This window comes from Thermoflexus sp. (assembly GCF_042408365.1).
GTDB lineage: Bacteria > Chloroflexota > Anaerolineae > Thermoflexales > Thermoflexaceae > Thermoflexus.
Genome location: NZ_JBHOQJ010000017.1, coordinates 23,123 through 35,690, shown reverse-complemented (window position 1 = coordinate 35,690; position 12,568 = coordinate 23,123). Strand labels below are relative to the sequence as shown.

Sequence of the window (12,568 nt, the reverse complement as noted above, 5' to 3'; positions counted from 1 at the left end):
GCTGGGGGCCGCCGAAGGCAGCCCCCAGCCCCCGAAGGATTTTTCCTCTCCTCTCCCCACGGCCCCCAGGGGCCATGGGGGGAGAGGGGCTATCCGCCTTCCTCATCGTATGAAACGGAGGAAGCACTGCTGTAAAGGGTGATGATCGATCTTCCCAATTCTCTGGCGACGGAGGAGTGCCTTTGATGCTGGAGGATATGCAGACCCCAAGCGTTCCAACGCTGGACCAGCTCCTCAGTTTGGGGCGATCCCGGGGGTATGTGACCTTCGAGGAGATCCTGGAGTTTTTCCCCGAGGCGGAGAACGATTTAGATCGATTGGATGAGATCTTTGCTGCCCTCCTGGAGGCAGGGATCGATGTCACGGATGTCCCGGAGGAGGAGGGTCATGGACCGGAGCTGGAGGAGGCGGAGGAGGAGCTCTGGGCTGAGGAGGAGCTGGAGGAGGCGCTGGAATCCACGGACACCCTCGGGCTCTATCTGAAGGAGGTCGGGCGGATCCCCCTGCTCACGCCGGAGGAGGAGGTGGCGCTCGCTCAGCGGATCGAGCGGGGCCGTCAGGCGGAGCGCCGCCTGGCCCAGGGGAACCTTTCCCCCGAAGAGCGGCGTCGTTTAGAGGCGATCGCCGCCGACGGCCGAGCCGCTCAGGATCACATGATCTTGGCCAACACCCGGCTGGTGATCAGTGTGGCGAAGAGATACATCGGCCGGGGCCTCCCCCTCTCGGACCTCATCCAGGAAGGGAACATCGGCCTGATCCGGGCGGTCAAGAAGTTCGACTGGCGCCGGGGCCATAAGTTCTCCACATATGCCACCTGGTGGATCCGCCAGGCGGTCACCCGAGCCATCGCCGATCAATCCCGCACCATCCGGGTCCCTGTCCATATGGGGGACCAGATCAACAAGCTGCTGCGCACGCAGCAGCAATTGGCCCAGGAGCTCGGCCGCGACCCGACGGTGGAGGAGATGGCGGAGGCCATGGGGATTTCGCCTTTCCACGTCGAGCAGCTGTTGCAGATGGTTCGCCAGCCGGTCTCCCTGGAAGCCCCCATGGATGAGGAAGAAGAAAGTGTGTTAGGGGATTTCATTGAGGACCGGGGGATGGCTTCGCCTTCCGAGACCGTTAGTCAAAAGATGCTCCAGGAGATCCTGCATGAAGCCCTTGCGACCCTCTCCCCGCGGGAGATGCGCATTCTGAAATTGCGCTACGGCCTGGTCGATGGACGGATGTATACGCTGGAGGAGGTGGGGCGGAAATTGGGGGTGACCCGCGAGCGGGTGCGGCAGATCGAGGCTCAAGCCCTCGCTCGCCTGCGCCATCCCGTCTACGCCCGTCGGCTGCGCGAGTTTCTGCGGGAATGATCGGGGGCGTTCATGCCCCAGGGATCCTCGGTCTTATCCGTTCGGTTAAACAGCGATGCGAGGCGTTAAAGACGCCTCGCATCGCTGTTTGATCCGCCCGCAACGCCAATACGGATGATAGGCGGTTTCCTCCTGGGGGCTTTTGGGGTTGCGCTGCGCGCCGAAGGCGCGCGGCTCAACCCCAAAATATTTTTATCCCTGTTTGTAGTAGGGCCCTTTAGCGCCCGTTTCCACGGGCCATGGGGAGGGGGGATCAAGGGGGGTGGGGCGATTCTGCCTGTTCGCAGGAGCTCCGAACCGGATTGGGGTTAGGCTGAATCGTTACGGGCATCCATGGAAGGGCACCCGCAGAAGGGCGCCCACAAGGGGCGCCCCTACATCCGGATGCGAATGCCTTTTGTAGGGGCGGGCCTTGTGCCCGCCCTGGTGCGGTTGCCCAAAAATAGGGGCACCCCCCAGGGGTGCCCCTACGTGCGAATGCGAACGCCCTTTGTAGGGGCGGACCTTGTGCCCGCCCCAATGGGGCGCCCACCGAAGGGCACCCACAAGGGGTGCCCCTACATTATGCAACCCCCCACAACGGGTTACGGATCAAGCCACGACCTCCCGGAGCGCCTGGCGGAGATCCACCGTCATGGGCCCACCGCTTCCCCCGCGGCGGATGGCGATGATCTCCGCCATGATCGAGACGGCGATCTCCTCGGGCGTCTCCGCGTTGAGCTCGAGCCCCACCGGCGATCGGACCCGGGCCAAGCGCTCCAGCGGAATTCCCTTCTCGTGCAGGACCTTGGCCGTGAGCAGCCAGCGGCGCCTCGAGCCGATCACGCCGATGTAGGGGGCCGGGGTGTCGAGGATGAGCGGGAGGATCCGCACGTCTAAGGGGTGGTTGCGGGTGGTGAGGACGATGTAGGTCTGGGCGTGGATGGGGGCTCCGGGGAGCACCTCCTCCGGTGGGCCAGCCAGGAAACCGTCCGCATCGGGGATCCACTCCGGCGTGCAGAACTCCGGCCGGTCGTCGCTGACCAGGACGCGGAAGCCCAGCCATTTGGCGAGGTGGGCCAAGGCCCGCCCGACGTGCCCCGCCCCGATGATCAGCAGCGTGGGCGGTGGGAGCAGCGGCTCGATGAAGATCTCCATCTCCCCGCCGCAGACGCCGGGGTCGCCTTGCTTTGGATCCGAGAGCGTGTAGCGAACCAGCCGGGGATGACCCTCCCGTAGCGCCTCCAGGGCCTCGCGGATCACCCGCGCTTCCATCTCCCCCCCGCCGATCGTCCCCCGGATCTGACCATCCGGGTACACCAGCATCTTGGCGGCCTCATGGCGGGGCACCGAACCCCGCGCCCGGATCACGGTGCATAAGGCCACCGGACGGCTTTCTTCGTAGGCCCGGAGCACCTCACGGTATAAGTCCCACACGGCCCCCTCCGCCCAATCGTGGTGGATTCCACGATTATTTTAAACCCCGAAGCACGATGCGCCGCCGGTGCCACCTTTGGGACCCTGCGTAGCCCTTCGAGCAAGGGCGGCGCCAAACAGCGCGCAGGTCGCCCGGATCCCCTCACCACACCCAATCGAAGAGCCACACCCGCCCGGCCGCATCCCCGCAGACCAGCGCGCGCCCATCGGGGGAGAGGGCCAGAGAGAGAATGGCGGTGTCGTTCCAGAAGAGGAGCCGCGAGGCGCCGCTTTCCAGGTTCCATACCTTCACCATCTTGTCATCGGAGCCGGAGATGAGCCAGCGTCCATCGGGCGTCACCGCCACCGCTGTCACCAGCTTGGTGTGGCCCTCCAAGAAGCGGCACAGCTGCCCGCTCTCCAGGTCCCAGACTTTCACCGTGTGGTCATCGGACCCAGAGATGGCCCAGTGCCCATCCGGCGTTACCGCCACGGCCCTCACCCAATCGGTGTGGCCTTCCAGGGAGCGGAGCAGCCGCCCGCTCTCCAGATCCCAGACCTTCACCGTCTTGTCATTGGACCCGGAGATGGCCCAGCGTCCATCCGGTGTCACCGCCACCGCCTTTACTGGCCCGGTGTGGCCTTCCAGGGAGCGGAGCAGCCGCCCGCTCTCCAGATCCCAGACCTTCACTGTGCGGTCCCAGGACCCGGAGATGGCCCAGCGTTCATCCGGCGTCACCGCCACCGCATACACAGGTCCGGTGTGACTTTCCAGGGAGCGGAGCAGCCGCCCGCTCTCTAGATCCCATATTTTCACTGTGCCGTCGGCGGACCCGGAGACGGCCCAGCGCCCATCGGGCGTCACCGCCACCGCAGTTACCGGCTTGGTGTGGCCCTCCAAGGAGCGGAGCAGCCATCTGCTCTCCAGATCCCAGACCTTCACTGTGCGGTCACCAGAGCCGGAGATGGCCCAGCGCCCATCGGGCGTCACCGCCACCGCATACACCGGTCCGGTGTGGCCTTCCAGGGAGCAGCACAGCCATCCGCTCTCCAAGTCCCAGACCTTCACCGTCTTGTCATCGGACCCAGAGACGGCCCAGCGTCCATCAGCCGTCACCGCTACGGCCCTCACCGGCCCAGTGTGGCCCTCCAGAGAGCGGGTCCACAAGGGGGGCTCGGGGCGGGGGTCCAGCCGGCTGCGCAGCCAGTTCCGCCGTCCCTCCCGCGCCGCCTCGCACAGGCGATGGAGGGGGCCATCGGGGGCGTCCAGCCAGGTGAGATGGTTGTAGAGGGCCGGGAAGAGATAGTCCGGGTGGCGTGCGATGTGGTGCTCCTCCAGGCGCAGCCGCTCCTCAAAGGCGGCCAAGACAGCCCGGCGTTCGGCGTCAGCCTGCGGCCAGCGCGCCAGCGCCAGGCGGTAATCGGCCTCCAGGTCGAAGACGGAGGTCACCCGGCAGCGGGCTTCCAAGAAGTGGAAGTCGGTGAGCAGACCGTAGAGGGCATCCCAGGCACCAGCCCCCATGTGGTGATAGACCAGGTGGTCCCATAGGTAGGGTGTTCCCGGTGGCAGGCGATGCCAGGGCAAGCCCTCCAGATCACTGGTGCGCTCGCCCAGGAGAGATTCCGCACAGGCCAACAGGAAGCGGCGGTGCAGGTCGGGCAGGTCGTCCCGCTGGGTAGCGCGCAGGTAGTCGTGCTGCAAGTCATGCAGGCGCAGGGCGCCGGCTTCGTCCCGGCGGGCCAGGGAGCGGTCCACGAAGGTCGTCACCAAATCGTCGATGTCATCCTCATCCAGGCCCAGCGGCGCCCAGAAGGCGCGCAGGATCGGGAGCGGGATGGCTGCCTCCTCGGGGAAGACCGCCAGGTCCAGGTAGCGCTCGCGGGCGGTTTCGGGCAAAGCTTCCACGCTCACCGCCAGGGCGGCCAACAAGGTGGGATGCTCGTAGCCGGGGAAGAGGGTGCGCAGTTTCTCCAGGTCGGCGGTTCGCAGGCGACGGAGGGCACGCGCCCAACTTTCGGGGTTGCGGCGCACAAAGGCGCCCACCATCGCCAGCGCCAGGGGGAGGTAGCCGCACTCCTGCGCCACGGCGCGGGCCTCCGGCGGCAGGGTCTCCCGCGGCTGCCCGGCCCAATCGGCCAGCAGGGTGAGGGCCTGCTCCTCCGAGAGGACATCCAGCGAAAAGATCTGCGCCCCCAGCGTCTGGAGGATCTCGCTGTTACGGGTGGTGAGCAGATAGCGCGCCCGCGCCCCTGGCGGCAGGCGGGGGAACGCCTCGGCGTGGCGTGCCTCCCACACGTCATCCAGGATGACCAGGCAGGCTTTCTCCGGCAGCGCTTGATTGAGGAAGAGACGCCCCTGCGCCGCGTCCTTGAAGTTCTCCCGCTCGCCGGTCAGGATCAGGTAGAGGTCCTCCTGGCGGGCAGGCAGGTTGGGCTCACGGCCGATGGAGAGCCAGATGATGCCATCGGGGAAAGCAGCCTGCACCTGGAGGTCGTGGGCGAGGGCAGCGGCCAGGACGGACTTGCCGATGCCGCCCATCCCGTGTACGCCGACGATCCCCAAGGGGGCCGTGCTATCCCCCAGCAGGGCCTGACGCAGAGGTGCCAAATACTCCTCGCGGGGCAGGTAGTGGTCCGGTAGCGGCGGGACGTTGTGCATTTTGGCCGCCAGCAGGCGCTGCAGGTCGGCACGCTGGCGGGCATTGAGTGTGATCTTGAGGTCGCCGGTGATGATAACGGCTCCATCGGCCGAGCCGCCGATGGCTACGGCGCGCTCGCCGGTGACCACGGTCGAGGAGGGCTGGGCCAGCGTCCGGCGGATGAGTTCAACATCCGCAGGGGTATAACGCTGTGCCAGCACATTCTCCAGCGCCCGGCGGATGGCCTCGGTGTTCTCGGCGATGCGTTCCAGGGCGCGGGAATCCCAGAGGGACTGCAGGGCCGGCTGCTCGGCCAGTTCGGCCTCCAGCCAGGTCAGGAAGTCGGCGGCGGCGCGGGTGGCATCGGCCAGGCGCGGCCAGGTAGCGGGATCGGGGTAGCTCAGGTGCCGGGCCCAGCGGCGGGCCAACTCGGCCGGGTCGGGGCGACCCCGGCGGGTGAGCAGTTGCGCCAGGATAGGGGCGCCTTCCTGGGTGAGGAAACGTTCGTCAAAGAGCGAGGCGACCAGGTGGGGGTACTGGCGGGCGAAGGCAGTGTAGGCTCTGGCCAGCGCAGTCTGGAAGGCGCGGCGTTGGGGGTCGATGCCCAGCACGGCGCGCACGCGCTCGGCCAGGTCGGTTTCCCGAAGCAGGTAATCAAAGACCGCTTGGGCGACGGCGGCGAGAAGGGGTTCAATCGACATCGCTCACCCTCCCTCAGGGCCGAATGAGCGTTCGCTCGGCGCCACGCCGGACAGATCCTTCGGGCATTCGCCATACTCTGTTCCGCGCGGCCGTTGACTATGAGGGTTCATCTCAAAACGGGTGAAAATGGACGCTAAAGCGCCCTACTTCGAATAGTTCCAGCCTCCAAAGGATTTTGCCCCTCCTGGCCGTCCTTTGGAGCGTGGGAGGGGGTAAGAGGCCGTCGGCCTTCCCTAAGTATGTAAAGCGTGGACGATGCATGGGTTCATCCGGGCTCAGTAAGATTATAAATGGAGAAGGCCAAGGATATCCTCTCGTCCCGTTGAGGGCGCCCTGGGTTGGGATCCGCCCAGCCGGAGGACGGGAGGGACATTCTGGAGATCCCGTTCTGAGGAGGTGAGGCTGGATGGGGATGCGGGAGGAAGGGTTGGTGATCCGGGTCTTGGGGGCGGCCTACGATGTGCAGGGACCGGATGGGGTGGTGCGCTGTGTGTTGCGGGGACGGTTGCGCCGCCGGGCGGATGGCCCGCAGCGCCCGGTGATCGGCGATCGCGTGGCCTTCGAGCGGGTCTCCCCGCGGGAAGGGGCCATCGTGGAGATCCTCCCCCGGCGCACGGCCTTGGTGCGCCGGGAGCCGCTGGACCCGGAGAAAGCCCATGTCATCGCCGCCAACTTGGATCAGATCGTGGCGGTGTTCGCGGCGGTCCCGGAGCCGGATCGGTTCCAAATCGATCGCTATCTGGCGGTGGCGGAGGCCAACGGCCTCTCGGCGATCCTTTGCCTGAACAAGATCGATCTGGTGGAGGATCTTTCATCTTTCCAGGAATCATTCAAGGAATATGAGGCCTTGGGGTATCCCGTCTTATTCACCAGCGCCGTGACGGGGGCGGGCCTCGATGCGCTGCGGGAGCGGCTTCAGGGGAAGATCACCGCCTTCATCGGCCCTTCCGGGGTCGGCAAATCCAGCCTGCTGAACGCCCTGCAGCCGGGGCTGGCCCTGAAGGTCGGGGCCATCAACCCGCGGACCGGGGCCGGGCGCCACACGACGAGCCGCAGCGAGCTGATCCCCTTCGACGGCGGATACCTGGCCGACACCCCGGGCCTGAGGGATATGGGGGTGTGGGGGATCCGGCCCGAGGACCTCGCGGCGTGTTTCCCGGAGATGCGCTCCTATATCGGCCGTTGCGAGTTCTCCGATTGCCTTCACCTCGAGGAGCCCGGCTGCGCCATCCGCCGCGCGGTCGCCCGGGGGAAGATCAGCCGGCGGCGGTATGAGAGCTATCAGCGGATCCTGATCGATCAGCAGGCCGCCTCATCCGCTTAAGGGTTGCGGCCGCCGATGGGCCCAAGCGCTGCGGGGCCGGTTCAGATCTTCCCCCAGCGGGCTCAGCGCCCCACCTCGTACACTCGCACCCCCTCGTTGGCGAAGGCCAGCCGGAGATCCCCGCGCGCGATCAGGATCCCGAACTTCTCGAACCCTTGGGGCGGGTAATACAGGCGCTCGGCGTAGCCGTCCATCACGTAGCGCACGCCGTAGCGGCGCAGGATGTTCATGGCCTCGTCGGGATCCGTGGTTTCGTAGAACCGGTTGACGTCGGCCTCGCGGCGCCGGATCACTGACTCCGGAACCACGGTCCGCTGCTGCCGCTGGTGCCAGTCCCAGCCGAAGACCACGGGAAGCCCCGTGAACATCGCCACCCGGCTGCGCAGCCCCCGGTAGGCCGGGGCGCGGACGGATTCGATCACCACGGGGGTCCCCTCGCTGTGGGCCCGCAGGAACTCGATCGCCTCCCACTCCTGGCGCACCGGGTAGCGGACCCCCATCTCGTCGGCGATGGCCTTTTCCATAAAAGCAAAGCCGTCCAGGGTGGGGCCTACGGAGGGATCCCATCGGTCATACAGCCGGGCGCGGGTGGCCAAGATAGGGTAGAGCAGAGCGGCGCCGAGCAGGACGGCGAAGAGGCCATGCCAAAAGGCGCGGAGGGAGGAGGCCCACCGCCGGGCCGCCCCTTCGATCTCCACGACCGCCACCGCGGCGGCGACCGCCCAGAGGAACCACACCTGGAGGTAGAACTTGAAGACCGTGTTCATCCGGCCGATGTCGCCCCGGAGCACGAGGAGCTCCACACCCAAGGTGAGGGCAGCCGCCCCGGCGATCCACAGCCAGAGCATCCGGCGCTCCGGGATCTGGTACGGACGCAGGAGGAGGGCGGCGCTGATCAGCATCATCGGGACGGCCGCCCAGGCGACCGGGGCCAGCCGCCCCCCGAGGAGCCAAAGGCCCGCGCCCAGGACGGCGGCGAGGACCCATCCCGCCATCCCCAGGGGATCCGTCCGCCATCCCGCACCGATCCACCGGAGCAGCCGTCGGGCCTCCCGTAAGAGGAGCACGCCGATTGGCACTAAGAACAAGCCGTGTAACAACAAATACGTATCCAGCGGCGTGCGATCCCCCCTCCACCACTCAAAGGACGTGTAGGCGGTGGCGTAGTGGGCCAGATAGGGAAGGAAGAACAGGGCGCCCAAGCCCACGAAGGCGGCGCACCGGGCGATCCACCCCTCCATCCCTCGCCACGACCGGAAATCCCCTCGGCCCCACGCGTTCAGGGTGAGGGCGGCGAGGCCCAGGAGCAGATGGGTGGGATAATCCCAGGTGTTGGTGGGCCGCAGGGCGCCCACGAGCAAGGCCCCCAGGGCGAGGGCCAGGATCCCCGAGGGCTCTCCCCAGCGCGGCCGGCGGAGCCACGCCAGCCCGATCAACAGGGCGGCCAGCTGGAGGGGGAAGGCCAACATATGGGCGTGGAGGTCGGCGTACAGGAACGTGAAATAGGGGAACTCGGTGATCGGCGTGACGTCCCGATCGGGGATCATGCGGGTCGGGTTCCAATACCACCACTCGATGCGGGCGGGGAGATCCGCCTCTCCGGTGAGGACCTCCCACATCCCCCGGAGGGTATCCTGGGGGGAAGGGGCGCTGGCGCCGGCGGCCTGCGCGCCCACCTCGCCGAAGAGATCCAGCAGGAGTTTCGCCTCCCCCAAGTTCCCCACCCCCACCGCGAACAACGCGGCCAGCAGGCCGGCGGCGATCGCCTTTTTCCCATGGCGGGGCCACCGCGCCACAGCGAGATGGGCGCCGACGGCGAAGGCGCCCACCGCGGTGAGGGCGGCGAGGGTGGGGATCGCCGCGTTGTAGGCGTAGCGGACGTCGAAGCCGAGCAGCTTCATCGGCGCGCCGATGATCACATAACCGAAATAGTAATAGTTGATGTAGCCCCCGGAAAACCATGGGTCATAAGGGGGGAAGCGCAGCGAGCGGATGGTCGCCAGCAGATAGGAGAGGTTCATCGGCTTCTCGCCGCCCATCACCGGATGCCACAGATCGGGATGTCCCAGACGGATCAACAGCCAGAGGGCGAAGGTCCCCAGGAACACCCCCGCCTCAACCCACCCGAGGGGATGATGCAAGGCCTCGCGGATCGTCGACCGGACGCGGGGCCACAGCAGGGCATCGATGACCAGGCCGAGGAGCAGCGTGAGGGCCATCGATGGGCGTGTGAAGTCCATAACCCCGACGCTGGCCAGCAGCCAGGGGAAGAAGGCAAACAGCAACGGGCCGAGGAGCTGGGCCAGGGCGTAGCCCCGATCGGCCAGCGCGGGGAACGCCCAGGCCGTGAGGGGCCAGGCCCATCCCCCAAGCAGCAGGAAGAAGAGCAGCCACACCACGACCCCCAGGAGCGGCCAGCGGTTCAGGGGGTTCTCCGGCGGGAAGATCGCCCGGTAGGTGGAAGCCGTCTGCTGGCGCGCCCATACCGAGGGGTCCAGCATCAGGAGGCGGCGGGCCTGGGTGTACTCGCGCGGCGTCTGTCGGATCACCTGGCTGAGGTCCACCGCCTCTAGGACCGAACGGGCCTGCGCGAGGGAGAAATCCGGACGCTTGCGGAAGATCCAGACCGGCGGATGGTCGTAAACGCTGAAGGCCTCCTCCGCGCCCCAGAAGGGCTCTTCGAACCCCAGGGGCGGGAGGTTGAAGCCGATCCGGCCGCCGATGTCGTCGATCTCCAGCGGCCCGAGGCGGGGCTTGACGTGGAAGGCCGCCGCGAGCTCGAAACCCAGCCGGCCCTCGAAGAGGGCGCGGTAATAAGCGGTGGTCATCGGGTAGCGCAGGGGGAGACGGGGGATCGACCAGACCAGGCGCTGGCTGGAGAGGACGATCCAGTCGGCGCGCGCCAGCCACTCCAGCGCCCGCGCCCGTTTCTCCTCGGTGTCCTCGTCATACCAAGCCATCTCCAGACCCTGATACATCCAGAAGGCGTCCCGTCCCTCCAACCGCAGCGGCAGGCCATCATCCCAGTGCTCGTTGGCGATCACGGAGGAAGCGAGAAGGATCGGTGTCCCCTCCGCGCGCAGGCGCACGACATAGGATCCGGGGGGCAGCGAGACGGGCTCCGGCAAGGAGACGCGGACGGGATCCCCGTCCGGATGGCGGGGGTTCGCTGGGGGGATCACGCGGACCTCGAGCCGCCGCTCGCCTTCCGGGGTCTCCAGCGATACATAGAGCGCCCCGGGGGGATCGCCCAGGGCGCGCAGGTGGGGGATCTCGACCCCGATGACGGTTAAGGAGGGGATGGAGTCGACCGGCAGCGCCAGCTCGCGCTCCACCTGGATCCGGTTGGCCAGCGAGAGCGGATATTGCGGACGGTTGGGATCCGGCCGCAGCAGCGTCACCGCGCTGGGGACGTGGGCGTAGAGCCAGCGGGAGGCGGCCACCCGGGAGACCGGCTGTCGGTAGATCTCTACGAAGGCCCACGCCCATAGGGCGGTGCCCAACAACGTCCCGGCGATCCCGATGGCGGCGAGCCAGCGCCCGGCCGGGCCTCGGATCCCCCGAAGCTGGAGCAGGCCCCATGCGGCGGTCAGGGCCAGCGTCGGGTAAATCGGGAGGAAGTAGCGCATGGATTTCACCCACTGGGTCCCCATATACAGGAAATAGCCACCGGCCCAAAGCCAGATCAGCAGCCATCCTACCGCCACGGGGTCCAACGGAAGGGGGCCGTTGCGTGCCCCCAGCCGACGTCGGAGCGCCCATCCTCGGCCCAGCCATGCGATCCACGCGACGGCGCCGAAGGGGAGGCCCATTCCCCACAGCACCATGTTTTTGAGGGGGAAGAGGATCGGCGCGCGGTCCGTCCACTGATGGCCGGGCGGATAATCGATCTCCCCGCTGATCAGCGCCTGGATCTCGCGCATGTTCGCCAGCCAGCGGGGGTCAGGGGTCAGCCACCCGGCGAAGGCATAGGGCATGCCGATCCGGAAGGCGAGGGCCGCAGTAAGCCCGGCGACGATCCACGGCCCCCAGCGCCGGGGCTCCGCTCGGGCACCGATCAGGGCGGCCAAGGCCATGAGGGGCAGGAGGGGCCAGAGATTGATCCGGGAGGCCATCGCAGCTCCAGCCATCGCCCCTGTGAAGACCGCGGTGGGGTAGAGGGAGGCCGGATGCCCGCCCTGGGTCTTCCCCTCCGCCGTTCGGCGGATCATCCGCACAAGCCCCAGCAGGGCAGCGGTGCTGAAGGCCGTCGCCCATGTGTCGGTGGTGTAGAAGTGGGCCTGTTGGATGTGCATCACGCTGAAAGCGATCAGCGCGGCGGCCAGCAACGCACCCCCCGTCCCCATCAGCTCCTGCCCGATCAGGAAAGTGAGGAGCACGACCCCGGCGTCCAGCAAGGCCGAGAGGGCGCGGCCCAGCAGGGTGATCTCGTTGTAGCCGAGGGCGGTGCCGGTGTCGAACGGGCAGCGATCCGGCGTGCGGCGGCAGAGGCCGGTGAGGAGCTCCCCCACGCCGCGGGTCAGGGTGATGGGGAGATCCCCATAAACGAAGAACCCGTAGCCGCGGTTATAGGGGTTGAGGGGGGAACGGGCCGAATCGAAGTATTCGGCCAGGCTGCGGGGCCATGCCAAAGCCTCGGTGACCATTGTGAGGAAGCGCTCGTCGGGATGCAGGTGCTGGCTCTCATCCCAGTTCAGCCCGATCGTCCGCAAGTGAAGAGCCACAATCAGGAGAGCGGCCAGCGCAAGGGTCGTCCCCAGCGCCCGAATCTGGGTGCGGTGCGGCCTGATCACGCCCATTGTGTATGAACCCCTCGATGGGATTTTTGCTCGTAGCAGGGCGCTTGAGCGCCCGTTTTCTTCTTGCCAACATCCGTTGCGGTTCTTCGGTTTCCTCTGGCGTCTGATGGCGAGAATGGCCTTTCACGCGCTACCTGGCGGGTGGGGAACTGCTCTTTGTCCGGCGCTTGGGACGGGCACTGAAGCGCCCTACTACGAACATGGCTTTTGTGCGCATGTAGGGCGCTTGGGCGCCCGTTTAATGTTTGTGAACACGGGGTATGAGCCTTCGGTTCCCTTGGGCGTCAGATGGGGGGGAGCGCCTTTCGCAGGCCATCCGGCCCAGGGAGGCTCATCCTCCCCCTAATG

5 protein-coding genes are annotated in these 12,568 nt (G+C 67.1%); 2 read left to right on the top strand and 3 right to left on the bottom strand.

All coding sequences use genetic code 11. The features are described 5' to 3' along the window. Nucleotides 1–185 precede the first annotated feature (185 nt). Nucleotides 186–1,361 (top strand): sigma-70 family RNA polymerase sigma factor, encoded by a 1,176-nt coding sequence (locus ACFMO5_RS00830; RefSeq protein WP_376790878.1) that lies wholly within the window; start codon nucleotides 186–188, stop codon nucleotides 1,359–1,361. 591 nt (nucleotides 1,362–1,952) lie between these two features. Here ACFMO5_RS00830 and ACFMO5_RS00825 read toward each other — a convergent pair. Together ACFMO5_RS00825 and ACFMO5_RS00820 are read right to left on the bottom strand one after the other, a co-directional pair. Then, on the bottom strand, nucleotides 1,953–2,777 hold the full coding sequence (locus ACFMO5_RS00825) for an XdhC family protein (RefSeq protein ID WP_376790877.1): 825 nt from the start codon (nucleotides 2,775–2,777) through the stop codon (nucleotides 1,953–1,955). A 142-nt stretch (nucleotides 2,778–2,919) separates the two neighbouring features. Next, the gene (locus ACFMO5_RS00820; RefSeq protein ID WP_376790876.1) at nucleotides 2,920–6,096 is read right to left on the bottom strand and encodes an NB-ARC domain-containing protein; all 3,177 of its coding nucleotides are present in this window, start codon (nucleotides 6,094–6,096) and stop codon (nucleotides 2,920–2,922) included. A 407-nt stretch (nucleotides 6,097–6,503) separates the two neighbouring features. On the opposite strand from ACFMO5_RS00820, the gene rsgA reads away from it, so the two are divergent. Next, nucleotides 6,504–7,421 (top strand): ribosome small subunit-dependent GTPase A, encoded by a 918-nt coding sequence (rsgA, locus tag ACFMO5_RS00815; RefSeq protein ID WP_376790875.1) that lies wholly within the window; start codon nucleotides 6,504–6,506, stop codon nucleotides 7,419–7,421. A gap of 62 nt (nucleotides 7,422–7,483) precedes the next feature. On the opposite strand, the gene ACFMO5_RS00810 is transcribed toward rsgA, so the two are convergent. Then, nucleotides 7,484–12,220: a DUF2298 domain-containing protein gene (locus tag ACFMO5_RS00810; protein ID WP_376790874.1), complete on the bottom strand. Its 4,737-nt coding sequence runs from the start codon at nucleotides 12,218–12,220 to the stop codon at nucleotides 7,484–7,486. Nucleotides 12,221–12,568: the final 348 nt, after the last annotated feature.

Coding starts and splice junctions, on each gene's coding strand:
- ACFMO5_RS00820 (WP_376790876.1), bottom strand. CDS start 6,096: ATGTCGATTGAACCCCTTCTCGCCGCCGTCGCCCAAGCGGTCTTTGAT.
- ACFMO5_RS00810 (WP_376790874.1), bottom strand. CDS start 12,220: ATGGGCGTGATCAGGCCGCACCGCACCCAGATTCGGGCGCTGGGGACG.
- ACFMO5_RS00830 (WP_376790878.1), top strand. CDS start 186: ATGCTGGAGGATATGCAGACCCCAAGCGTTCCAACGCTGGACCAGCTC.
- rsgA (WP_376790875.1), top strand. CDS start 6,504: ATGGGGATGCGGGAGGAAGGGTTGGTGATCCGGGTCTTGGGGGCGGCC.